The 24547-nt window shown below is 36.6% G+C and carries 26 protein-coding genes and 2 pseudogenes; 16 read left to right on the forward strand and 12 right to left on the reverse strand.

Features of this window, described 5'->3' with window-relative positions; translation table 11 throughout:
- Positions 1-104 precede the first annotated feature (104 nt).
- The 3 genes from ILT06_RS01050 to murC all read left to right on the forward strand — a co-directional run bounded on the left by ILT06_RS01050 (position 105) and on the right by murC (position 6813).
- Positions 105-4070: a DNA translocase FtsK gene (locus ILT06_RS01050; protein ID WP_222654769.1), complete on the forward strand. Its 3966-nt coding sequence runs from the start codon at positions 105-107 to the stop codon at positions 4068-4070.
- Between the two features lie 61 nt (positions 4071-4131).
- Positions 4132-5250 (forward strand): nicotinate phosphoribosyltransferase, encoded by a 1119-nt coding sequence (locus ILT06_RS01055; protein WP_000658382.1) that lies wholly within the window; start codon positions 4132-4134, stop codon positions 5248-5250.
- A 252-nt stretch (positions 5251-5502) separates the two neighbouring features.
- Positions 5503-6813 (forward strand): UDP-N-acetylmuramate--L-alanine ligase, encoded by a 1311-nt coding sequence (murC, locus tag ILT06_RS01060; protein ID WP_000219461.1) that lies wholly within the window; start codon positions 5503-5505, stop codon positions 6811-6813.
- A 54-nt stretch (positions 6814-6867) separates the two neighbouring features.
- On the opposite strand, the gene ILT06_RS01065 is transcribed toward murC, so the two are convergent.
- Both ILT06_RS01065 and ILT06_RS01070 read right to left on the reverse strand, forming a co-directional pair.
- Positions 6868-7530, reverse strand: coding sequence for a hypothetical protein (locus tag ILT06_RS01065; protein WP_098101992.1), 663 nt, complete (start codon positions 7528-7530; stop codon positions 6868-6870).
- The gene (locus ILT06_RS01070) at positions 7527-7871 is read right to left on the reverse strand and encodes a PadR family transcriptional regulator (RefSeq protein ID WP_064474551.1); all 345 of its coding nucleotides are present in this window, start codon (positions 7869-7871) and stop codon (positions 7527-7529) included. The genes ILT06_RS01065 and ILT06_RS01070 overlap by 4 nt, the downstream gene beginning before the upstream one ends.
- Before the next feature lie 142 nt (positions 7872-8013).
- Here ILT06_RS01070 and ILT06_RS01075 point away from each other — a divergent pair, with 142 nt between their 5' ends.
- From ILT06_RS01075 to ILT06_RS01090, 4 genes are all read left to right on the forward strand, one after another.
- Positions 8014-8562 (forward strand): GNAT family N-acetyltransferase, encoded by a 549-nt coding sequence (locus tag ILT06_RS01075; RefSeq protein WP_064474552.1) that lies wholly within the window; start codon positions 8014-8016, stop codon positions 8560-8562.
- Positions 8559-9050: a GNAT family N-acetyltransferase gene (locus ILT06_RS01080; protein ID WP_064474553.1), complete on the forward strand. Its 492-nt coding sequence runs from the start codon at positions 8559-8561 to the stop codon at positions 9048-9050. Before ILT06_RS01075 ends, ILT06_RS01080 begins: the two co-directional genes overlap by 4 nt.
- Positions 9051-9126: 76 nt before the next feature.
- Positions 9127-9531: a PH domain-containing protein gene (locus tag ILT06_RS01085; protein WP_064474554.1), complete on the forward strand. Its 405-nt coding sequence runs from the start codon at positions 9127-9129 to the stop codon at positions 9529-9531.
- A gap of 182 nt (positions 9532-9713) precedes the next feature.
- Positions 9714-10148, forward strand: coding sequence for a hypothetical protein (locus ILT06_RS01090; RefSeq protein WP_098111458.1), 435 nt, complete (start codon positions 9714-9716; stop codon positions 10146-10148).
- 39 nt (positions 10149-10187) lie between these two features.
- Here the strand turns inward: ILT06_RS01090 and ILT06_RS01095 are convergent, their stop codons facing one another.
- Positions 10188-11303: an aminopeptidase gene (locus ILT06_RS01095; protein ID WP_000654739.1), complete on the reverse strand. Its 1116-nt coding sequence runs from the start codon at positions 11301-11303 to the stop codon at positions 10188-10190.
- A 187-nt stretch (positions 11304-11490) separates the two neighbouring features.
- On the opposite strand from ILT06_RS01095, the gene ILT06_RS01100 reads away from it, so the two are divergent.
- The 5 genes and pseudogenes from ILT06_RS01100 (at position 11491) to ccpA (ending at position 15081) form a co-directional block, all read left to right on the forward strand.
- On the forward strand, positions 11491-12003 hold the full coding sequence (locus tag ILT06_RS01100; protein WP_081257212.1) for a DUF948 domain-containing protein: 513 nt from the start codon (positions 11491-11493) through the stop codon (positions 12001-12003).
- Positions 12003-12329: a bacillithiol system redox-active protein YtxJ gene (gene ytxJ / locus ILT06_RS01105; RefSeq protein ID WP_046956174.1), complete on the forward strand. Its 327-nt coding sequence runs from the start codon at positions 12003-12005 to the stop codon at positions 12327-12329. The genes ILT06_RS01100 and ytxJ overlap by 1 nt, the downstream gene beginning before the upstream one ends.
- Positions 12330-12446: 117 nt before the next feature.
- Positions 12447-13463 carry a CamS family sex pheromone protein gene (locus ILT06_RS01110; protein WP_064474557.1) on the forward strand — a complete coding sequence of 339 codons (1017 nt, stop codon included), beginning with the start codon at positions 12447-12449 and terminating at the stop codon, positions 13461-13463.
- Between the two features lie 60 nt (positions 13464-13523).
- Positions 13524-13624, forward strand: a pseudogene (locus tag ILT06_RS32365) (hypothetical protein); the annotation flags it as partial.
- Between the two features lie 458 nt (positions 13625-14082).
- On the forward strand, positions 14083-15081 hold the full coding sequence (gene ccpA / locus ILT06_RS01115; protein WP_064474558.1) for a catabolite control protein A: 999 nt from the start codon (positions 14083-14085) through the stop codon (positions 15079-15081).
- A gap of 34 nt (positions 15082-15115) precedes the next feature.
- Here the strand turns inward: ccpA and ILT06_RS01120 are convergent, their stop codons facing one another.
- From ILT06_RS01120 to dhp61, 3 genes and pseudogenes are all read right to left on the reverse strand, one after another.
- Positions 15116-15478, reverse strand: a complete 363-nt coding sequence (locus ILT06_RS01120; protein ID WP_064475081.1) for a DUF4288 domain-containing protein — start codon at positions 15476-15478, stop codon at positions 15116-15118.
- Between the two features lies 1 nt (position 15479).
- Positions 15480-15716: a DUF3949 domain-containing protein gene (locus ILT06_RS01125; protein ID WP_064474559.1), complete on the reverse strand. Its 237-nt coding sequence runs from the start codon at positions 15714-15716 to the stop codon at positions 15480-15482.
- A 79-nt stretch (positions 15717-15795) separates the two neighbouring features.
- Positions 15796-16075, reverse strand: a pseudogene (gene dhp61 / locus ILT06_RS01130) (protein Dhp61).
- 149 nt (positions 16076-16224) lie between these two features.
- On the opposite strand from dhp61, the gene ILT06_RS01135 reads away from it, so the two are divergent.
- Positions 16225-16497 (forward strand): DUF3917 domain-containing protein, encoded by a 273-nt coding sequence (locus ILT06_RS01135; protein ID WP_000636592.1) that lies wholly within the window; start codon positions 16225-16227, stop codon positions 16495-16497.
- A gap of 48 nt (positions 16498-16545) precedes the next feature.
- Here the strand turns inward: ILT06_RS01135 and mscL are convergent, their stop codons facing one another.
- The 3 genes from mscL to ILT06_RS01150 form a co-directional block, all read right to left on the reverse strand.
- On the reverse strand, positions 16546-16947 hold the full coding sequence (gene mscL, locus ILT06_RS01140; RefSeq protein WP_064474560.1) for a large-conductance mechanosensitive channel protein MscL: 402 nt from the start codon (positions 16945-16947) through the stop codon (positions 16546-16548).
- 128 nt (positions 16948-17075) lie between these two features.
- Positions 17076-18002 carry a Gfo/Idh/MocA family protein gene (locus ILT06_RS01145; RefSeq protein ID WP_088047992.1) on the reverse strand — a complete coding sequence of 309 codons (927 nt, stop codon included), beginning with the start codon at positions 18000-18002 and terminating at the stop codon, positions 17076-17078.
- 136 nt (positions 18003-18138) lie between these two features.
- Complete coding sequence (locus tag ILT06_RS01150; RefSeq protein WP_088047993.1) at positions 18139-18819, reverse strand: ankyrin repeat domain-containing protein; 681 nt, start codon at positions 18817-18819, stop codon at positions 18139-18141.
- Between the two features lie 315 nt (positions 18820-19134).
- Here ILT06_RS01150 and ILT06_RS01155 point away from each other — a divergent pair, with 315 nt between their 5' ends.
- From ILT06_RS01155 to ILT06_RS01165, 3 genes are all read left to right on the forward strand, one after another.
- On the forward strand, positions 19135-20589 hold the full coding sequence (locus ILT06_RS01155; protein WP_088047994.1) for a sensor histidine kinase: 1455 nt from the start codon (positions 19135-19137) through the stop codon (positions 20587-20589).
- 1 nt (position 20590) lies between these two features.
- Complete coding sequence (locus ILT06_RS01160; RefSeq protein WP_064474563.1) at positions 20591-21280, forward strand: response regulator transcription factor; 690 nt, start codon at positions 20591-20593, stop codon at positions 21278-21280.
- A gap of 124 nt (positions 21281-21404) precedes the next feature.
- Complete coding sequence (locus tag ILT06_RS01165) at positions 21405-21674, forward strand: hypothetical protein (protein WP_088047995.1); 270 nt, start codon at positions 21405-21407, stop codon at positions 21672-21674.
- A 66-nt stretch (positions 21675-21740) separates the two neighbouring features.
- Here the strand turns inward: ILT06_RS01165 and ILT06_RS01170 are convergent, their stop codons facing one another.
- From ILT06_RS01170 to ILT06_RS01180, 3 genes are all read right to left on the reverse strand, one after another.
- A complete protein-coding gene (locus tag ILT06_RS01170) occupies positions 21741-22601 on the reverse strand; it encodes an alpha/beta fold hydrolase (RefSeq protein WP_222654770.1) in 861 nt (286 codons plus the stop codon).
- 121 nt (positions 22602-22722) lie between these two features.
- Positions 22723-23889, reverse strand: a complete 1167-nt coding sequence (gene acuC, locus ILT06_RS01175) for an acetoin utilization protein AcuC (protein ID WP_081257162.1) — start codon at positions 23887-23889, stop codon at positions 22723-22725.
- The gene (locus tag ILT06_RS01180; RefSeq protein ID WP_000634568.1) at positions 23886-24530 is read right to left on the reverse strand and encodes an acetoin utilization AcuB family protein; all 645 of its coding nucleotides are present in this window, start codon (positions 24528-24530) and stop codon (positions 23886-23888) included. The genes acuC and ILT06_RS01180 overlap by 4 nt, the downstream gene beginning before the upstream one ends.
- Positions 24531-24547 lie beyond the last annotated feature (17 nt).

Here is a 24547-nt window from a genome sequence, read left to right on the forward strand (position 1 = left end):
TTAGAATATTATGGATAAATATGACATGCTTAATTTTACCTGCACTTTTTGCCGAATGCTGATACAATAAAGGATGTTACTATTTAGTAGAAAGAGTGGTAAGCATGTTAGATTGGATGAAAAAGCTGTTTAACAAAGAGGAAGAACAAACAGCGATAAATAAAGAAGTACCAAAGCAAATCGAAAGTCAGCCGAAGATCCCTCGTGTAAACCACTACACTGAAGCAAGAGAAGCACAAATGGCAAGTCGGAATGCAGGTAAATGCCGTTTTCCATTAGTACCGGATAATGGGTTCGATGAAGAGGATGTTATAGCAACAGGGCATTTTGAAGAACAACCTGTTCAAGTTGTAACATATGAAAATCAGCCTACTCAAAGAGGGGTCAAAGTGGAAAGAAGTAGACGACAGTATGTGGAAAAGGTAGTTTCTACATATGAAGAGCCGGAAGTACAATATGAACCGGAGAGAGAGCCTGTCGTAAAGAAAGCATCTGCACCTTCGCAAGAAAGTAACCGTAGACCATTTCGTCCAACAGAAATGATCTCGCCAATTTACGGATATAATCGTCCTTCTGTAGAGAAAAAGGTAGAAAAGCAGGAGGAAAAAAAGGAAAGAGAAGATCTTGAAATATCTGTAGAGGGCAAATCAGTCGTTGATGCATGGTTAGAGAAAAAAGGATATACATTATCTGATTTCTCAGAAGGACAAGCAACGAATTCTTCCAGTCATGAAGGCATTGATCAGCGAGATCAACAAAATAAAAAGGAAGAAAAGTCAGTTGTCGATCGATGGCTAGAGAAAAACGGTTATGAAATTGAAAGCCAAGAGCCTATAGTAGAAGAAAAAGAAGTGGTTCAAGAAATTAGTGCACAGCAGGCAGTTCCAGCGGGTGAAGTACCTCATCAAACAATTGCTGAGCGTATGGAAGATGCTAAGCAAGAAAGTGATGTAGTGGCCCAAAACATTCTACAAACGGAATTAGTAGATTCTAAAGTAGAGCACGAGGATACAATATTATCAGAAGAAACTAAACGTAATACAGAAATAGAACAACCTACTATTGAAGTAGAAAAGCAAGCTCCAGAAGAATCAGTGATTGTCAAAGCAGAAGAAAAACTTGAAGAAACAATCATCGTGGAAATACCAGAAGAAGTGGAAGTAATTGCGGAAGCAGAAGAGCTAGAAGAAGTGGAAGTAATTGCGGAAGCAGAAGAGCTAGAAGAAGTGGAAGTAATTGCGGAAACAGAAGAATCAGAAGAAGTGGAAGTAATTGCGGAAGCAGAAGAGCTAGAAGAAGTGGAAGTAATTGCGGAAGCAGAAGAGCTAGAAGAAGTGGAAGTAATTGCGGAAACAGAAGAATCAGAAGAAGTGGAAGTAATTGCGGAAGCAGAAGAGCTAGAAGAAGTGGAAGTAATTGCGGAAGCAGAAGAGCTAGAAGAAGTGGAAGTAATTGCAGAAGCAGAAGAGCTAGAAGAAGTAGAAGTAATTACGGAAACGGAAGAGCCAGAAGAAGTGGAAGTAATTGTAGAAGCAGAAGAGCTAGAAGAAGTAGAAGTAATTACGGAAACGGAAGAGCTAGAAGAAGTGGAAGTAATTGCAGAAGCGCCAGAAGAAGCAGAACCTGTAGTGCTTGAGGAAACACAGCAAGAAATGGTTTTAAATGAAGCGATTGAACAAACGAATGAATTCATACATGTTGCTGAGGCTGATGAACAAACGAAAAAAGATGTTCAAAGCTTTGCAAATGTTTTAATTGCAGAAGAACAACGAGTTGTAGAAGAAGCACCGATTGCAGAAGAACAACGAGTTGTAGAAGAAGCACCGATTACAGAAGAACAACGAGTTGTAGAAGAAGCACAGATTGCAGAAGAACAACAAGTTGTAGAAGAAGCACCGATTGCAGAAGAACAACGAGTTGTAGAAGAAGCACCGATTGCAGAAGAACAACGAGTTGTAGAAGAAGCACCGATTGCAGAAGAACAACGAGTTGTAGAAGAAGCACCGATTGCGGAAGAGCAGCCAGTTGTAGAAGAAGCATCGATTGCGGAAGAGCAGTCAGTTGTAGAAGAAGCACCGATTGCGGAAGAACAACCAATTGTACAAAAAGAAGAACCAAAACGTGAGAAAAAGCGTCATGTACCATTTAATGTTGTTATGTTGAAACAAGACAGAACGCGATTAATGGAAAGACATGCGGCTAGAGCGAATGCAATGCAATCTTCTATGAGCGAACGAGTAGAGAATAAGCCTGTACAACAAGTAGAAGAAACACCAGTGCAACAAGTAGCAGTGGAACCACAAGTGGAAGAGAAACCAATGCAGCAAGTAGCAGTGGAACCACAAGTGGAAGAGAAACCAATGCAGCAAGTAGTGGTGGAACCGCAAATGGAAGAAATACCAATGCAACAAGTGGCAGTAGAACCACAAGTAGAAGAAACACCAGTGCAACAAGTAGTGGTAGAATCACAAGTGGAAGAAACACCAATGCAACAAGTGGCAGTGGACCCACAAGTGGAAGAGAAACCAATGCAGCAAGTAGTGGCAGAGCAAGTACAAAAGCCAACTTCGAGTACGGAAGTACAAGAGAAAGCATATGTTGTAAATCAAAGAGAGAACGATATGCGAAATGTATTGCAAACACCACCGACATATGCAATTCCGCCATTAACATTGTTGTCAATTCCGCAGCAGGCAGCGTTAGATAATACGGAATGGTTGGATGAACAGAAAGAATTATTAGATACAACATTTAATAATTTCCACGTTGGTGCACATGTTATTAACGTATCGCAAGGTCCAGCGGTAACTCGTTTTGAAGTGCAGCCAGACCCAGGTGTGAAAGTAAATAAAATTACAAATTTAAGTGATGATATTAAACTGAGTTTAGCAGCGAAAGATATTCGTATTGAAGCACCGATTCCAGGGAAGAGTGCGATTGGAATCGAAGTTCCAAATAAAGAAAGTAAGCCAGTATTCCTTCGTGAAATTTTACGAAGTCCTGTGTTTACAAAGAGTGAATCACCGCTTACAGTTGCGCTAGGACTTGATATTTCAGGCGATCCAATTGTAACGGATATTCGAAAAATGCCACATGGACTTATTGCGGGTGCAACGGGTTCTGGTAAAAGTGTGTGCATTAACGCAATTTTAACGAGTATTTTATATAAAGCGAAACCGCATGAAGTGAAGTTAATGTTAATCGATCCGAAGATGGTTGAGCTTGCACCATACAATTCTGTTCCACATCTTGTAGCACCTGTTATTACGGATGTAAAAGCAGCGACAGCTGCATTAAAGTGGGCGGTTGAAGAAATGGAGCGTCGTTATGAATTGTTTGCGCACGCGGGTGCTCGTGATTTAACTCGTTATAATACGATTGTAAGTGGGCGAGAAATTCCAGGAGAGACATTACCTTATATCGTTATTGTCATTGACGAGTTAGCCGACTTAATGATGGTTGCTCCTGGTGATGTTGAGGAAGCGATTTGTCGTATTGCACAAAAAGCTCGTGCTTGTGGTATTCACTTATTAGTTGCGACGCAGAGACCATCTGTAGACGTTATTACAGGTTTAATTAAATCAAACATTCCAACGCGTATTGCGTTTACAGTATCATCCCAAGTTGATTCGCGTACGATTATCGATATTGGGGGCGCGGAGAAATTACTTGGTCGTGGTGATATGTTATTCTTAGGAAACGGTACGTCTAAACCGGTTCGTGTACAAGGTGTATATGTATCGGATGATGAGATTGAGAAAACAGTTGATCATGTGAGAAAGCAAATGAAGCCGAACTACTTATTTAAGCAAGAGGATTTATTAGCGAAAACAGAACAAGCTGAGTCGGAAGACGAATTGTTCTTTGATGCATGTCAATTTGTTGTAGAACAAGGGGGAGCGTCCACATCTTCTGTACAGCGAAAATTCCGCATCGGTTATAATCGCGCGGCACGTCTCATTGAAGAGATGGAATCGCAAGGGATTATTTCTGAAGGAAGAGGAACGAAACCGAGAGATGTCCTTATTTCTGAGGATGAATTCGCTGCTATGCAGGAAACAAATGTATAGGCAACGGTTTTGCTGTATACTAATAGAAAATGTTGGATAGTAAAGTAGGGAGTAAAGCGACATGAAAGAAATTGAATTAAAATTAAAAGGTGAAATAAATAGACTAACAAATAGAACATTTAAATTTGACGAACGTGTTGGAGAAGGTTGGTTCTCTGCCGTTTACTTTTTAAAGACTAGAGAAATCATTGAAGAATTTCGCCCGAAAAGTGTTGTGACGATGCAATTTTTCCAAAAGGAAAATGCAGTTCTTTGCGGAACAGATGAAGTGATTGCATTGCTACAAACATTCGCAAAAAATCCTGAGGAACTTGAAATTAACTCTTTAAAAGATGGCGATAATATTAGTCCGTTTGAAACAGTGTTAACAATTCATGGTCCTTATGAAAATTTCGGATTTTTAGAAGGTGTCATTGATGGGATTTTAGCCCGTCGTACATCAGTTGCGACAAACGTATATAACGTTGTCCAAGCTGCACGTAGTGTAGATAAAGAAAAACCAGTTATTTTCATGGGAGATCGTGACGATCATTATACGCAACAAGCTGGTGACGGTTATGCAGCATACATCGGAGGTATGAGCGCACAAGCGACGCATGCGATGAATGAATGGTGGGGCAGAAGTGGTATGGGGACAATGCCTCACGCATTAATTCAAATGTTTAATGGTGATGTTGTGGAAGCGGCAAAAGCATATCATAAGAAATTCCCAGAAGATGAATTAGTTGTATTAATTGATTACAACAATGATGTCATTACAGATGCACTTCGCGTAGCGCGTGAATTTGGATCAACATTAAAAGGTGTACGTGTAGATACGTCGCGCACGATGATTGATCAATACTTCATTCGCCACCCAGAAGTACTTGGAACATTCGATCCACGTGGTGTAAACCCATCGCTTGTATTCGCACTTCGTAAAGCACTTGATGAAGAAGGATTCCAGCATGTAGACATCGTTGTAACTGGTGGATTTGATGAGAAGCGTATTCGTGAATTTGAAGCCCAAAACGTACCTGTTGATATATACGGAGTAGGAAGTAGCTTATTAAAAATGAATATTGGCTTTACTGGTGATAACGTAGAATTAAATGGAAAACCAGAAGCGAAAGCTGGTCGTAAATATCGTCCAAACCCACGTTTAGAGAGTGTTCAATTAGAAAAAAGAGAAGATATGTAAAAGAGAGAAAAACTGATAGGTGATTGACCCTATCAGTTTTTCTGTTATCATAGTATAGCGGCTTCTTTTTTGCTATAATGGATTTGTTATGGACATAAAAAAGAAGTACGTACGAGTTTATCCTGATAGGTGAAGGGAAGAATAACTTCACTACATCAAAAATGTATGATGATTACCAAAATAAGAAAAGATTCATATACTGTCTTATAGATAGGCCGTTGTATTAGTTCGAAATGTTGGAGGTTCTTTAAGATGACAGTTTACCATTTTGTAGGAATTAAAGGAACAGGAATGAGTTCATTAGCTCAAATTCTTCATGACATGAAGCATACTGTTCAAGGGTCTGATTATGAAAAGCGTTTCTTTACACAAACAGCGTTGGAAAAGCGTAATATCTCGATCCTTCCTTTTGATAAAAATAATGTAAAAGAAGGACAAGTGATTATTGCAGGAAATGCATTTCCTGATACGCATGAAGAAATCGTAGCAGCAAAAGAATTAAACATCCCAGTACATCGTTACCATCACTTCTTAGGTGATCTTATGAACCAATACACAAGTGTTGCTGTAACTGGTGCACATGGAAAAACATCAACAACTGGTTTGTTAGCCCATGTAATGCAAGGTGCACACCCAACATCTTACCTTATTGGAGATGGAACAGGGCATGGGGTAGAAAATAGTAAGTATTTTGTATTTGAAGCTTGTGAGTATCGTCGTCATTTCTTGTCTTACAATCCAGACTATGCAATTATGACAAACATTGATTTTGATCATCCAGATTATTTCTCAGATATCAATGATGTATTCAATGCATTCCAAGAGATGGCATTGCAAGTGAAAAAAGGCATTATTGCATGTGGAGATGATGAAGAACTTCAAAAAATTCAAGCGAAAGTACCTGTTATTTTCTATGGATTTGGAGAAGATAATGATTTCCAAGCACGTAACATTCAAAAGAGAACAGATGGTACTATTTTCGATGTATTCGTTCGTAATACGTACTATGACACGTTCAAAATTACAGGATACGGCAATCACAGCGTATTAAATGCATTAGCAGTAATCGCGCTTTGCCATTATGAAAACGTTGATGTAGAAGCAGTTAAGCATCAGCTAACAACTTTTGAAGGCGTAAAACGTCGCTTTAATGAAAAGCCAATGGGAGAGCAAGTTATTATCGATGACTACGCACACCATCCGACAGAAATTAATGCAACGATTGAAGCAGCTCGTCAAAAACACCCAGAGCGTGAAGTTGTCGCTGTATTCCAGCCACATACATTCTCACGTACAGAAAAATTCTTAGATGAGTTCGCTGAAAGTCTAAGCAAAGCTGACCAAGTATACTTATGTGATATTTTCGGATCAGCACGCGAAAACAAAGGTGAATTAACAATTGAAGATCTGCAAAAGCGTATTGACGGTGCAGAACTAATTACAGATACAACAACGGATGTATTAAAGAAACATAAAAACGGCGTTCTAATTTTCATGGGCGCAGGCGACATCCAAAAATTCGAAGCAGCTTACGTAAAAGAAGTTCAAGTTGCAGAGAAGTAAGAAAAAAGACGCATAGCTGTGGCTGTGCGTCTTTTTTGTTGTGTTCGATATATTTTAAAAAGCGTTGATATGTTGATATTGTTTATTCTTTTTGTAGAGTTGTTTTAATAAAACGATATAAATTAAACTAAAAAGTACATATCCAATTAAATAATAGAATGAAAACATATCGAATTGTTTTGTTATCATAATTCGAATCGCGAAAAATGCAAATGGAAGAGCGATTAAAACGCTAGTACTAAATGAAATCACTGTTTTTAAAAATTTTAATTGCTTTGTATTCCAATGGTTTTCTCTATAGATGAACCAAATGTTGCTTGTGATAAAGGCTAATAAAAATGGTAAATTAGCTGAAATATTTATAAAGCCCAGTGCGATAGGTACTGATAAAGCAACGAGTGGAGCAACAGATAGTCCTGTAAAGTATTTAATAAATGTATTTGTAGATTGCTGTGCATCTTGAATAACGTCTGTATATTCTCTGGCAATTTCCTGTGCTAATTCTTTTGGAGGAAGAAATTCTTCAATCACTTGTGAAGGGATGCTTGCTAATGGTATCCCTTCACTTTCTTTACTTAATGCATTTTCATATAAATCAGATTTGATTTCTAGCACATGTTGTTCTCTTGCGGAGATAGGTAAGTTCATTAAACCTTTGTCGAAATCCTGTAAGAAAGAAGCAATGAGTTCATTTGAAAAGAATTGTTCCTTGTTCATTCTTTATCCTCCCCTTTAGCTAGTAACATTAGAGCTTGATACACTGCATCATAATCATGTAAGCGACTATGTAAAATTTCTCTCCCTTCATCTGTAATTTGATAGTATTTTCTTTTTGGACCATCACCGGACTCTTCCCAATAGGAAATAGCCCAATTGTTCTTCGTGATTCGATTTAATATAGGGTAAATCGAACCGTTCGGGATATGAAACACAGGGATATTTTGTAAGGCACTTGTAATTTCGTATCCGTACATAGGTTGTTTACTTATTAAAGACAAAATAGCGAGATCAAAAACACCTTTACGTAATTGAATTATAAAATTATCATTTTTTTCCATACTTTAACTATATATGATTCATATCTAGCTATCAATCATATATAGTTGTTATTCTTATATTAAACCGAAAAAAGTGTTAATATTTAACATTTTGCATCTGTAAGTGTTAGAATAATAAGAAAAATAAAAGGGGCTAAAAAGCATGTTCACACTTCGAGTAGATGACGAAATCGAATTACAGTTATTAGAGAAGCATTATAAAGAGGAATTATATGAATTATTAGATCAAAACCGTAACCATTTAAGAAGATGGCTTCCTTGGGTAGATGGGATGAAATCTGCTGGTGCGTATGATGAAATTTGTCCGATGTGGTTAAAGAAGTTTGCAGAGGGAGACGGTTTTGAAAGTGGTATACGTTACAAAGGAAAGCTCGTTGGGATGGTAGGTATTCATCCGGTAAGCTGGGGAAAGAAAGCGGCGAGTCTCGGATATTATCTGGCAGAAGACGCTGGTGGGACAGGTATTATGACGCGTAGCGTAAAGGCTGTACTTCACTATGCATTTGAGAATTTAAAATTAAATAAAGTGGAAATTAGATGCGGTGTTGAAAATGTGAAAAGCCGCGCTATTCCAGAGCGTTTAGGTTTTAAGTTAGATGGTATTTTAAGGGATGAAGAATGGTTATATGATCATTTTCACGATATCGCTGTATATAGTTTACTAGCTTCAGAGTGGAAGGAGATCCGATGAACGAGAAGATACGCATTATTCCGTATGAAAGTACGTTTCAAGATGAAGTAGTAGATCTTATCGTTCATATTCAGCAAAAAGAGTACAATGTTCCCATTACGAAAGAAGAGCAGCCAGACTTACTTGAAATAGAAACGTTCTATCAAAGGGATTATGGAAACTTTTGGATAGCAACTTATGATGATAAAGTAGTTGGAACAGTAGCTTTATTAGATATTGAGAATCGGCAAGTAGCGCTAAGAAAAATGTTCGTAAAAAAAGAATTTCGCGGAAAAGGGTGGGGCACATCACATAAGTTGCTCCAAACAGCAATTTCGTGGGCTGAGAATAAAAAGCTGAAAGACATTTACTTAGGAACGACAGTGAAATTTTTAGCGGCCCATCGCTTTTATGAAAAGAATAATTTCCAAAGTGTGAGTATAGACGAGTTGCCAAAAAGTTTTCCAGTGTTACAGGTAGATAAGAAATTCTATAGGTATATCGTTTAAGAAGGTCATTCAGAAATGGCCTTTTTTCATGACTAAAATGGAAAAAGTGGTATAATTTAGGTTAGGTGGTGTAGGTATGGACTTTCCGATTCAAAGAAGTAAGTCAGTAGTAATTTTCGTTTGTCTCACGTTAGTTTTTATGTTCGTATATCCACTTGTCATGATTATCTCAAATAAAGAGCAGTGGATGTCAGCGTTAATTGGAATGGGTTTATGCTTCCTTGTAAATGTGCCACTCGTTTGGGAAGTATTTATTAAAAAGCATAAAGTAGAAAATGGTGTATTAAAGTACGGCATTTTAAATGACGATATCGTATTGAAAGAGATAAGAATCATTCGTCAAGTTGGGAAATACCTTGAAATTACGACGAATGCATACAAAGTACATATGGTTGCGATACCGCAAGATATGAATGAATTTTTGGCGCTTATCGAGAAAGAGAATCCAAATGTGAAAATAGAAATGGTAGGTAAGAAATGAAATATGTAAAACCGTTGTTTTGTTTGTGCTTGTTGGTTGCACTAGAGTATATATGAAATGGGATCTGCCCTTATATGTACCAATATTAATAGGTACTATTGCAGTGGCGCTTTTATATTATTTTCATTTTGAGCAAACAAAAAGTAAGAAAAGTAGTTCTATATAGTGCAGGAGGATTAGAGATGAAAAAAATCTGTATGTTGTCTCTATTTTTGCTAACAGCATCATTTCTTATAATAGGGTGTAGTGCGAAGAAGGAAAAGGCAGATATGAACTTAGAAAAGGCACAAAAGGTTGAGATTGAATCACTTACGGATTCAAGTGATAAAAAAGTAATTACTGATAAGAAAGAAATTGAAAAGCTGTTTGAAGTCATGAAAATGGATAAGTGGGAAATGCAGTCGGCTCCTTTAGATACTCCGCAAGGGAAAACATTTAAAATGTACCAAGAGGATACAAAAAAAATATCGGAGTCGAGTAATGATAAAAAAGAGTTACATGAAATTGATACTATGACAGTATATAAAGATGTTCCGTATGTTGAAGTTGAAATGAAAAATAAGAAGATGAGTTTTAAAGTGCCAGAAGATGTGGCGAAAGATTTATTAAATTATTAATAAAAAAACGCTCGGAGAACATTCCGAGCGTTTTTATTATTATTTTAAGTTCTCTGGGTTTAAAGCTTCTAATTCAGGTACAACGAAGCGTCCATCTTTACGGATTAGTACGTCGTCGAAGTAAATTTCGCCGCCGCCGTATTCAGGGCGCTGGATGCATACTAAATCCCAGTGAATGTTCGAGTTGTTGCCGTTCCATGCATCGTCGTAAGCTTGTCCAGGAGTGAAGTGGAAGCTGCCATCGATTTTTTCATCGAATAGGATGTCTCCCATAGGATGTAAGATGTATGGATTTACGCCGATTGCGAACTCACCAACGTAGCGTGCGCCTTCGTCTGTATCGAAGATTTTGTTAATGCGCTCTGTATCGTTTGCAGTTGCTTCAACGATTTGACCGTTCTCAAACTTAAGTTGTACATTTTCAAATGTATAACCGTTGTAAGGAGATGGTGTGTTGTAAGAAACTGTACCGTTAACAGAATCGCGAACTGGTGCAGAGTATACTTCACCGTCTGGAATGTTTAAATGACCAGAGCATTTAATAGCTGGAATGTCTTTAATAGAGAATGTTAAGTCAGTTCCAGGACCAGTTAGGCGAACTTTATCTGTTTTATTCATTAATGTAACAAGGCTATCCATCGCCTTATCCATTTTACCGTAGTCTAAGTTACAAACTTCGAAGTAGAAGTCTTCGAAAGCTTCTGTGCTCATTTTAGCAAGCTGCGCCATAGAAGCATTTGGGTAGCGAAGAACAACCCATCGCGTTTTCGGAACGCGGATGTCTCTATGAACTTTCTTACCAACTGTTTGACCGTGAATTTGCATTCTTTCACTTGGCACGTCAGCTTGTTCGTTAATGTTATCGCCAGAGCGAAGACCGATATAAGCGTCCATATCTTTCATTACGCTTGCTTCATATGCAGCGATTTGTTCGAAATGTTCTTCAGTAGCACCCATTAATAAAGAGCGATCTACTTGATGATCTTTTAGAGAAACGAATGGGAAACCACCAGCGGCATATGCTTCTTTTACAAGTGCAGTTACAAGTTCTTTTTGTAAGCCAAAGTTTTCAATTAATACTTTTTCGCCTTTTTGTAAGCGGATAGAGTAGTTAATTAAATTGTATGCTAACTTTTCAATGCGTGGATCTTTCATATGTAAAGCCTCCCTACTAATTATGTATCCTCTCCTATTGTAACCTACTTAGTGGAATTTGTTGAATCATTTATGTTAAAGTTAACGAATAAGTATGAAAATTCTAATGAAAAGATAGGGATTAGAACGAAACGGAAAATGATTGTATAATAGGGGAAAGTATGAAAAAGATAAAGGAAGTGATGAAATGCAAGTTCTTTTATATGTAAGTGCAGCTATTATCGCGGTTGCTTTCGCTGTATTAGTAGTGTATGTATGCAGAACGTTGTTATCGGTTCAAAAGACGTTAGAAAACGTTGCAAGCACGTTAGAAGGTTTAGAAAAGCAAATGCAAGGGATTAGCGTAGAGACGGAGCAATTATTACATAAAACAAATGCGTTAGCTGATGACATTCAACAGAAGTCACAATCATTAAATAAAGTAGTATCGGGTGTAGATGGAATTGGAACAACAATCCATTCTTTAAATACGAAACTTCGTAATGCATCAGATTCTGTTACGGACGAAATTGAAAACAATGCAGATAAAGTAGCGCAAGTTGTACAGTGGAGTAGCGCTGCAATTGAAGTATACAATCATTATCGTGCGACAAGACAAGAGAAAAAGGTTGAAAAAGAAGAGCGTAAATTAGAAAGACTTGAGAAAAAAGCTGAAAAGAAAGAGAAGCGCTCTAGACTTCGCATGAGAGGTGAATCGTGATGAATATGACAAAAATTGAAGCAATTGAAGAGCTTGAAGTATTAGTAGAAAAAAACGAGCCTTATGTTCTTTTTAAACATAGTACGACATGCCCGATTAGTCATGGTGCATATACAGAATTTCAAGCGTATTGTAGTGAAGAACGAGCAGTACCAGCGTATTACTTATACGTACAAGATGCGAGAGATGTTTCGAATCGTGTTGCAGAACAGTACAGCATTAAACATGAATCTCCGCAAGTGTTATACATAAAAGATGGGATGGTAGTATGGAATACGTCTCATTGGAACATTAAAAAAGACGCTTTAGAAGAGAATATTAAGTAAAAAGAAGCAAGCTAAAGGTGCTTGCTTCTTTTTTTTGTTTTTGTTGAAATATATTTAATGGTACACTGTTATTAGTTCAAATTAAATAATTAGATTGTTGAAAGTAGGTTTTAAGTAATGAAGAAAATGGCATTATCCTTCGCGGTCGTAAGTTTATTACTAGGAGCTTGTAGTAATGATACGATTAGTAAGAAGGATGAAGTTATACAGAAGGATACGAAAGAAAAAAGCATGATTCCGAGAACTGCTGTTTCTAAAGATTATTATAGAACTGTAATTCCTTTAAAAGAACAAAAGGTTATAAATACAGCTAATATAAAAACAAATTCTAAATTAGATTTAGCAGAGTATGAAAATGGTTTAATGAATATTGCAAAAGAGCAATTTGATACAGAGAATCATGTACTACAATTAAATCAGTATATTCCGGAGAAGTTAGTTGATGAACTAGTCGCAAAAGTAGAAGCACCAGTTTTGACGAATATTATAGAACAAGACTATTTCGGAAAACAGAATTCAAACGAACTAAGTTTATCTGGTGTTATGATTGGTTTAGCTATGTCTTCAAGTGTATCGAATGAAGAAGCTATGTCTAAAGGTACTGAAGTTGCCAAGCAACTTATTGAAGCGATTAATAAAAATGACAAGTATAATAAGTCTCCAATTACGTTCGCTATCTTTAAGCAAGAAAATACAAGTTCTTTAAAAAATGGTACGTATATTGCTAGTGCTACCGTTCAAAAGAATGATACGAACCTTGGAAATTGGAGCACGATCGATGAACAAGCATTTTCATATCCTTCTGATGAATTTACAAAAGCACATGGAGAAGATAATACCAAAATAACTGAATTTGCTGATGCAATGAAAGGTTTTTCTCCGGCAGATTTTATCCCAGTCAATGCTAAAGTTTCTTATAAGAAAAACCAGATGGATACATTAAATATGAATATCGTTATTAAATACAATGGTAAAACAGAATTAATGGCTCTTACCCAAATGGCTGCTCAAAGTATGTTAGAAAAATTACCTAAAGATGCGAAAGTACAATTGCAGATAAAGTCCGAGAGTAAAATCGAGGCAATTATTATAAAAGAGAAAAACAGCGAAAAACCGTTTGTTTCCTTCTTATAAAAAAAGACAGTGTTTAAACTGTCTTTTTTTATTGTAAGTGAAAAGGTACGAGGGGGAAGAGCGACGCGTAATACGCTTCCTATATCCGCTGTGCCGATTTTAAAGAAAGCAACACATGTTTACCTGTCGTTGCCGATGTAACGCATTCTACAGGGCGCCGCGTACCTCCAAATCCAGCGCATCAAATGACTACCATTGTCGTTTTCTGTCGGTAAGCCGATATATTTAAAAAATCGCTGATATAATTGGAGTTGTGGTCGATATATTTGGAAAATCGTTCATATATTTCGAGTTGTGATCGATATATTCGAAAAATCGCCGATATAAATTTCATTTACTATCGTACTGCTTAAAATAGGGTCTTTACTTATGAGATATCTATTTTTTTACAAAAAATGCCCTTTTTTTCATGAAAAATACGAAAATACGAGAAAAGAAGCGAATTTTTTCGAAACTTTTGCGGGAAAATATTGTATGAGCCTGCGTTTTTATCGTATCATTAGTAAAAGGAAGAACTCGGGACGATTGGTGGCATCTGCAAATAGAGTTGATGTCTTTTTTTCATTCAAGTAACCGATACATAAAATAGATAACAAAAATAGAAGGAGTGTGCGATGAGATGAACGTAACAATTTATGATGTAGCGCGTGAAGCAAACGTTTCAATGGCTACCGTATCTCGTGTAGTGAACGGTAATCCAAATGTAAAGCCTACAACAAGAAAGAAAGTATTAGAAGCAATTGATCGTTTAGGGTACCGCCCAAATGCGGTAGCACGTGGACTAGCAAGTAAGAAGACAACTACAGTAGGTGTTATTATTCCTGATATCTCAAATACGTTTTATGCAGAACTTGCTCGTGGAATTGAAGATATCGCAACAATGTACAAATATAACATCATTTTAAGTAACTCTGACCAAAACAAAGAGAAAGAGTTCCATTTATTAAATACGATGCTTGGAAAACAAGTGGACGGAATTGTTTTCATGGGTGAAGATATTACAGACATTCACATTGAAGAATTCAAAAAGTCTCCAGTACCAATCGTATTAGCAGCGTCATTTGATGAGCAAAATGAAACGCCATCAGTAAATATTGATTATACACAAGCAGCTTACGACGCAATGAAGCACTTTATTGAGCAAGGACATACGCGTATCGGTTTCGTCTCTGGTCCTTTCATTGATAAAGCGGGAAGCGCCAAGAAGTTACACGGTTATAAAAAAGCTTTAGAAGAAGCAGGTATTTCATATGATGAAAATCTTATAATCGATGGAGATTACACATATGATTCAGGTATCGAAGCATTCGAAAAGCTTTGGAGCAGTGATGAAAAGCCAACAGCAATCTTCGTATCTTCTGACGAAATGGCACTAGGTGTAATCCATGCAGCACAAGACGCTGGATTAAACGTACCAACTGATGTAGAAGTACTTGGTTTCGATAATACACGCCTTGCATTAATGGTTCGTCCACAACTTTCAACAGTTGTACAACCAATGTATGATATCGGTGCAGTAGCAATGCGTCTATTAACAAAGTATATGAACAAGGAAAAAGTGGAAGATCACACTGTTATCTTACCTCACCGCATCCAATTTAGAGATTCAACGAAGTAAGTATAAAAAAGCTCACAGCAATTGCTGTGAGCTTTTATTCGTATTCAGGATAGTATGTTTTAACTACTGTATCTACCGTTTCATTTTTCTTAACGTGTAAAAATCTTGCATACAATTCTTTTCCTGTTTCAAATGGTGTATCGTCTAATTCAAACACATGCAATACTTTTCGAAACGTCCACGTTACTTGCTCATCATACATGTTATTGTATGTATCTTCAGATTGTATCGCGATTTTTTTTCCTAGTTCGTGAGCTTCTTCTAAACTGTTTGCTTTAACAAGAATAATACTTTCTTCAAAAAGTGTATCGTGATTCTCTTCATAATGCTCATCAATTTTCGTAGGATGAGGCTCACCAGAATGAACAGATTCAAATAATAATTTTATAGCGTACATATTATGCTGCATGTTTCACTCTATAAATAATACTTGCGACAAGCGAAGCAGGTATTGTAAATACGTTACTTTGATAATGATAATGTATTTGGGATTCTTCATAAGACATGTTGTTATATAGTTCGTTTTGTGACACGTTCATTTTTTTCTGTTTTGTCTTGAGCATCTTCATATAGTTATATTGTATTGGGACGAGAATGATGAAATAGGCTAATACGATTAGTGAAATCCAAATCATTATGAACACTCCCTTGTAAAGAATAGTTGTATATGGTAATTATATCAATTTATATGAATGATATCCATTTTTAAAGTGGTCAATTTCCTTTCCAAAATGCAAAAAGTTCTTCAGGACTCTGTAAATTATGTTCAAGGCATGCTTGTGCAGTGCGCTTAAAGCTTTGTATTAAATGTTCTAACCGAGAAGGTTCATATTGTTTTACATTGCCAGCAATAATAGTTTCATCCTTGTCTAAGTTAAGTGATATTTGTTTCTAATTGTACAACTTCGATATAAAAAAGATTTTTGTCTAAGTCGATTGTAATATAATCGAATCGCTCTACTTGTTTAAAATATCCTACAATATCATCTTTCAATTGAAATCCTCCTAAGTATGCGTCCTATTGGTGACTTCGCTACAAAATTGGTATTATTCCTTGTTATATGTCACATAAGTGCAAATTTAACTATTATAGGGCAATGTCATGTATAATAGAAAGAAAAGGCTTGTGAGGGGGGAGAAAAGATGATCGTTCTTTGGATAATTACGCTTTGTATGACTGCTATTTTTGCATATATGACGTTAAAACAAAATGGTTTAAAGCGATTTGTTCCAGGAAGTATTCTTGCAGGAATTGCCCTTATCACGTATGTAATTTCTATTTTTATTGAAAGTGTATCAGTGGACATGAGCACAAGTTTAATGTTCATGGGTATTACACTATTTGCAGGTAGTATTATGGTACTTATGGTTGCAGGTATTATTTTATTTATTCATATGAATTCGGAAACGTTATAGCATATAGAAAAGGCATGTCCCGAGGGGCATGCCTTTTTATCCGTTCAATTATGCTCTATCTTTAGAAGAATTTTGTTGTTTTAATAAGTCACGAATTTCGCTAAGAAGAACTTCTTCTTTCGTTGGCTCTGGAATTTCTTCTGTCTTTTCTTCTTCTTCTCTTTTAGATGTTAGTTTGTTGAACACTTTAACGAACATAAAGATAGAAGCTGCAATAATTAAGAAATCAAAAATAGTTTGGATGAAGTTACCATACATAATAGATGATTTACCGAATGTAAGTTTTAAATCTGTAAAGTTAACGCCGCCCAGTACCATACCAAGTAATGGTGTGATGATATCTTTTACTAAAGAACTAACGATTTTACCGAATGCAGCACCGATTACAACCCCGACAGCTAAATCGATTACATTCCCTTTGAATGCGAATTTTTTAAACTCGTTCCACATGTGTTAATCCCATCCTTTCCACGATTCAATATGAAATTTATAATTCCTATCAACATATTCTATAGAAATTTGTGATAGAAATAAAGAGGAAATGGGAATGAAAGTAAATTCTGAAAAATGTATCCGTTTTAATTTTTGCTTACAGCTTGCAGTAGAGATTGGAGCATTTGTTGAGATTTTAATCCTTCTAATCCATCTACAATAGGCTGTGTATCACCTTGTACACATTGGATAAAATGATGAACAGCATCTTCAAATCCGCGCTGCTTTAACGTTGTCTCCCATGATGGTGAACCACTTTGTGAAACGGAGTTTTCTTGCTCAATTTCAAATGTGTTCATATTTTTTACGCGAATGATTTTACCTGCCGTTACAAGTTCAATTTGTTCTAAATTTGTACCTGCATGGCGGTGCATCGCCGTAGAAAGTAAAAGTCCATTTGCAGTTGTATATGTATGATGTCCGTAAAGAAGTTCGTTCTTTTCATTGATTTGCATCATATTATGAACGATGTTAAGGTCATCGTTAGCTAACCAGCGAGCAGTATCTACAATATGTAAGTAATCATCTAACATAGTAAAGTCATACGTATATGGCCCCACTTTATTTGTGCGGTGCTTTTCAATTCGAACCCATGAAATATTATGAGCTTGCTCTTTTGCAGCAACATACATAGGAACGAATCTGCGATTAAATCCGACCATTAACTTTCGGTTATACTTTTCACTCATTTCAACTAGCTTCTCTGCTTGCTCAGTAGTAGCAGCTAGCGGCTTATCAACATAAACATCGATTCCTTTTTTCAGAAGTTCAGAAACGATTTCATAATGTGTAGCAGTTGAACTATGAACGAAAGCCGCATCACATTCTGAAGCGAGTGCCTGAAGGTTAGCAAAATCTTGAATACGATATTGCTCGCAAATTTGTTTTCTTTTATTAACATTAGGTGTAAACGCTCCCACAAAAGTCCAATCAGTTTCCTTTGTCAGTGTTGGAAGGTAAGCCTTTTGTGCAATACTACCTAATCCAATCATTCCAATACGAGGTTTGCTCATGTTTTTTTCCCACCCTATTATAAATATATAAGTTGTCTAGCTGTATAGCTATGTGACGAAATAACTGTAGCATAGACTGGGGAGAATGGCAAAAAATAGATTTGAAAATGATACGTTTTTTATAGGAAATGAGCTTTTATTTATTTGTCGCTAACAAAATCTTCTCTATCTCTTCAAAGTTATGAACACGGGCATGCTCTAGCGGGGTAACACCATCGTTGTCGGGAATATTTACATCTGCACCGTGCTCAATAAGAAGCTGAATGACTTGTTGCTGTGTTTCGTTTCCATTACTTAGTACGATGGCTTCCATTAAAGCGGTCCACCCGAGATTATTTACATGGTTAACATCAATAGTTGTTCGCGTAAGGAGTTCTTTAATAACATCAATATAGCCATGTTCTGAGGCGGGGATAAGAGCTGTTCCGCCGTAACGATTTGTAAGCGATGGATCTGCACCGGCATCAATCGTTAGTTTTAAAATATCAAAGTAACCTTCTGCACCGGCGTATAGAAAGGGATTATTTTTCATATCGTCTTGGATATTTACGTCAGCCCCTGCTTCAATAAGCACTTTTGCAGTTTTTACATCATTTTTGTATGTAGCAATCATAAGAGAAGTACGTCCTTTATTGTCCGTTATATTTATGTCAGCCCCTTTTTTGAGTAATGATATAACAGTATTCGTTTCTTGTTTCTCAGTAGCTGTTAGTAGTGCTGTCTCCATGTTTGTCATCTCCTTTTTAACTTCTTGTTCTTGTGAGCATCCTTGTAAAAAAATTACGCAACATATCATGCTTACTGTTTTTTTGAACATGGAATTTCAACCTCCTTTTGCAAGCAATTCGGTATCCTAATTTAAACTGTAAAATAGGAACATTAAATTTTTATAAACTGACGCTAAAATTACTATAAAATCGCTTGAGTATTTGAACATATATTTTTATGCTTATGAGTAATAAGGTTTGGTAAAGTGAAACTTTAATCAGTGGGGGGGGGCCCCACTGATTATTAGTTGAACCAATCGGGCTTTTATGGGCAGTTGATTCCTACCTAACTTCTTTGCTTTCTCTGGATTTTGAGGTGGGGGTCTTACTGCCCGTTAATGCGGGGTAAAGTGAGGATGTAACATATGTCTATTAAAACAAGATTTTTATTCTCTTATATTGCTGTTATTCTCGTTTCCATTACGCTCATATTAGTCGCGGGATTTTTAATTGTTTTTTCCATAACAGGAGACTTGGAATCAGTGAAAAATTTCTATAAAAGTTCCTATATTCAAAAGCCGCTTACGCCAGAAGAAGAGAATACGTATATTGAATTGAAATTAGCGGCAAAGAAAAATCAATCTCAACTATTAGATGAATCGTTCGTTTCAACACTTGAAAAAGAAGGTGTGAAAATAGTTGTAAGAAAGGGAGAAACCATTTCTTATGCTACAAAAGTATTTGAAAGTGTATCTTTAAAAGAAGCCCTTCCGAAATTTGAATCAGCAAATATTAATAGTCGTGGTACAACGGAACTAGGCGATACATTTTATCGATATGTAAAATTTGATTTTTATTTTCCTGGGGATGAAGAAGGGAGTATATTTGTACTAAAAAGGCAAAGTTCATTTGTCGATCTTACACAAAAGTTATTTCCGATTTTGTTCGGAGCGCTTTTACTGTTAGCCATTTTACTCATAGGGCTATTAAGTTATTTCGTCTCAAGAAGTGTGATAAAACCAATTTTTGTACTGAAAGATGCGACTGGGAGAATTAAAGAAGGGGATTTAGATTTCCAAATTCCAGTTACATCCCATGATGAGATTGGGCAATTAAATCAAGGATTTGAGGAAATGAGGAAGAGATTAAAAGAGTCGATAGAGATGCAAACGCAGTATGAAGAAAATCGAAAAGAGCTCATTTCAAACATATCTCATGATTTAAAAACACCGATTACATCTATTATTGGATATGTAGAAGGCATAAAAGATGGAGTCGCAAATACGCCAGAAAAAATGGATAAGTATTTAACGACCATTCATACGAAGGCAAAGCATATGGATACACTCATTGATGAGCTCTTTTTGTTTTCAAAGCTTGATTTGAATCGAGTTCCTTTTCAGTTTGAAACGATAGAGTTAAACGTGTTTATGCAAGAATTATTAGAAGAGATGCAGATGGATTTAAGTGAGGAAGGTATAGAAGTTTATTTACAATTGCATTCATCACCACTATATGTAACGGCCGATTGTGAAAAGATAAATAGAGTGATATCAAATTTAATTCATAATAGTGTGAAATACATGGATAAAGAAGCGAAGAAAATTACTGTAACAGTATTAAGTGATAACAATACAGTCATTGTAAAAGTGGTGGACAATGGATCAGGTATAGAAGCTGATACGCTGCCGTATATATTTGAGCGGTTTTATCGTGCAGAGCAATCGCGAAATTCTAGCACAGGTGGAAGTGGACTTGGCTTAGCGATAGCGAAGCAAATTGTTGAAGAACATGGCGGAGAAATTTGGGCGGAAAGTAAGCTTGGAGAAGGTACAAGTATTTTCTTCTCATTGAAAAAAGTACAGGAATGTGGTGAGTAGAATGAAGAGAATTTTATTAGTAGAAGATGAAATAAGTATTGCAGAATTACAGCGAGATTATTTAGAAATTAGTGATTTTCAAGTCGATGTAGAACATACAGGAGAAGTAGGTCTACAAATGGCTCTTCAGGAAGATTATAATCTAATTATTTTAGATATTATGCTTCCGAAAATGAATGGTTTTGAAATTTGTAAACAAATACGTGCTATAAAAGACATTCCGATTTTACTTGTTTCAGCAAAGAAAGAAGATATAGATAAAATTCGCGGACTCGGTTTAGGGGCGGATGATTATATAACGAAACCGTTTAGCCCGAGTGAATTAGTAGCAAGAGTAAAGGCGCATATTTCTCGTTATGAAAGATTATCAGGAAATGTGAGTAAGCAACGCGATACGTTATATATTCATGGGATTTCTATCGATCAGCGAGCGAGAAAAGTGTTTATAAACAATGAAGAAATTGCGTTTACAACGAAGGAATTTGATTTACTAACATTCTTTGTAACGCATCCAAACCAAGTATTAAATAAAGAACAGTTATTTGAACGTATTTGGGGACTAGACTCAGCTGGCGATTTAGCCACTGTCGTTGTTCACATTCGAAAGCTACGTGAAAAAATTGAAAGAGATCCTGCTCACCCGCAATATATTGAAACAGTGTGGGGAGCTGGTTATCGCTTTAACGTGTAATGTACCTGCCGAGTAATTGGCAGGTTTTTTATTGTTATCTGGACTAAAAGGGAATAATAGGTAATTTATGTTAAGATATAAAGAGAGATAAAACATAGGAGAGCATGAGAGGGCGTGCTACATTTTGGGAGATACATTAAAAGATAATAAATTAAACAAGACTTTAAAGATTGGAACGAATATCGTACTTATCTTATTAATTATCGGTGCAATACAAATGTTTTATGATGGAGATTCTACGAATGATCATTTCGGTGGGTTATTTATGATGGTCTTTTTTGGAATTAAAATAATTTCTAGTTTTATGATGAGTATAAAAGAAGGAGATAAAAAGGCAGTATTACTTGATGTAGGCTTAATGATTTTTTTGTTCTTCTTGTTGTTTCTAGTGTGAAATACTTCTTTTGAAAAAAGCTCATATTCTTATAGAGACTGTGAGCTTTCCTTAATAATAGCGGTACTAGTGTAACGATTTATAAAATATTTGAGTAGTAGAAGTAAACTGAGCACATTCTTCTAAAAAAGGATAATGGTTACTCTCCTCAAATATCACAAAGATAGAATTACGTATGCCATCATGCATCTCAATAGAATACTGAATTGGGCACTGTACATCATGTCTTCCGCATATAATAAGTGTCTTTGTTTGGATGGAAGGTAAATGCTCTCTTAAATCAAATGAAGGATATTCATTTGAAAAAGCGTTCATCCGGCTAGCGGACATAGTTTTTTGGATTGGTTTACAAAAATAAGAGTTGTAGTTTTCTGGTTTATACAATGATAATTTTGTTCTCTTAGTAGATAGCTCTTTCCGTTCTTCACTTGTAAGGAGAGGGCTTTTTAAGTTTTCGATGAGTTGTTGCATATAATGAAACTGAGGATGTGCTGGGTGATAAATGCAAAAGGGTGTTTCGGTATAGTTACTTGCTGCGGCTCCAACGACGACTAATGATTGTAAGGAATTTGGATATGCAATCGCATATAAAAGTCCAAGCATACCACCTGTTGAATGGCCAGCGAAATGCCATGTTGGGAGTTGTAAAGCTTCTCGTATTGCTTCTAAGTCGTGAACGGTTTCAATCATACTTAATTCTTTTTCTGAATTGGCTTTTGCTGAGTTACCAGCGTTTCGTAAATTAATGAGCAATACACGATGCGTAGCAGTGAAAACATCCGCAAAGTAATCGCCAGTTTCATTAAATTGTGAATAGTGATGTGTAATGCAAAGTGGTTCGCCATTTCCTTTTGTAAAGAGTTCAAATGTGCCACGTTTCGTGCTAATTATTTGTAGTTTCCACATAATATCACTACCTTTTCTCATAAAAGTTGGACCAGTTAATTATGAAATAAAATATATCAGCGCAACTCGAAATATAGCGACTTACTGACAAAATCAGACAATAAATAAAAGGAGGCTATTCAAAAACGAGCCTCCTTTTCGTTTAGTACAAAGATTTTGTCATATTATTCCGAATAATTTCAAGGGATTTCGTTACAGTTAATGCGTTCTTTTCTTCAATTTCTGGTTTACGGGGGATCGGTTTATACATGTTGTTTGGATCTTCCCATGTGAGGGGAAGTTCTGTTTCAGCTTGTCCTTTCCAAGCGTCAATCCATTCTGGAGGGAGATAACCTGAGATGTTTTGGATGTTGTTCATTTCGAGCCAAATGAGTGCCCAAGCTCTTGGGACGACGCGCCAATGGTCATAGCCACCACCGCCGACAGCGATCCAGCGACCTTCGCAATATTCATTAGCGATTTCGCGAGCGAGCTTCGGTATTTCACGGTAAATATTCATCGTTGCGCAAAGGTGTGTAAGTGGGTCGTAATAATGTGCGTCAGCACCATTTTGCGTTAAAATAATATCCGGTTTAAAGTATGCGGCAACTTCTTTTACGACAGTTCGATATGAATCTAAAAACGATTCGTCTTCTGTAAAGGCATCGAGTGGGACGTTAAAAGAATAACTATAGCCATTACCTTGTCCGCGTTCATTTACAGCGCCAGTTCCAGGGAATAAATAGCGCCCAGTTTCATGTAATGAAATGGTGCATACGTTAGGATCATCGTAAAAAGACCACTGTACACCATCACCGTGATGAGCATCTGTATCAATATATAAAACACGTAAACCGTATTTTTTCTGTATATATTTCATTGCGATGGAACTATCGTTATAAATACAAAATCCAGATGCCTTGCCGCGGAAGCCGTGATGTAAGCCGCCGCCTAAATTAAGCGCGTGTTTTACTTTTCCGGAAAGGACAGCATCGACAGCAGTTAACGTACCGCCAACGAGTAATGCACTTGCTTCGTGCATATTTGGAAACATCGGTGTATCTTCTGTTCCAAGTCCATATGTCATCGCAATTGATTTTTCTAACTTACCTTCTCCAGCACGTTTTACCGCATTTATGTACTCCTCTGTATGAACGTAGGCGATTTCTTCATCTGTAGCCATTCGTGGTGAGATGATTTGGGAGGGAGAGATAAAACCGCCCTTTTGTAATAAATCATACGTGAGTGTGACGCGCAGTTGGTTAAAAGGATGATCAGGACTAAACGAATAGCCCCGAAAGTCATCCGAATAAATAAACGCGCTACTCATGCTTGCATCCCCATAATATTCGGCCATAATACGCGGTAGCCTTCTGCTTCAAGTGCATCAATCACTTTTAGCGGATTCATCGTTTGAATGCGGAAAACGAGTACTTTATCATTCTCATCTTTTGCTGGGTAGACGAGAACGCTCACGATATTGATTTGTAACTCACTAAAAATGGCAACGACTTTTCCGAGAATACCAGGTTCATTTTTTACTTGAATTTCAATTTGTGAACTCGGTTGATGTGCTCCTGTTAATTTCACTAACGTGTGCAGTACAGTAGATTCAGAAATGATTCCAACTAGCTTGCCAGCCTTTGTAACAGGGAGACAGCCAATTTTATTTTCAAAAAATAAAGTAGCAATTTCTTCAACGAAATCGAGAGGATGGCAAGTCATAACAGGATGTTTCATAATAAGTTCAAGTGGTTGCTTCAGCATATCGAGTGAAACTTGTTCATCTAAAATAGACGGACTTGCATCTCTTACATCCCGATCAGAAATAATGCCTACGACATGATTATTTTGATCGACAATTGGAATGTGCCGAATGCCTTTCGTGCGTATCGTTCGGATTGCTGTTTCGATTGTATCGTTTGGATGTAGTGTCACTACATCTTGATTCATAATTTCTTCTACAATCATTCCAGTTGCCCCCTTTA

It is taken from the genome of Bacillus sp. 17RED48 (assembly GCF_019837545.1).
GTDB classification, from domain to species: domain Bacteria; phylum Bacillota; class Bacilli; order Bacillales; family Bacillaceae_G; genus Bacillus_A; species Bacillus_A wiedmannii.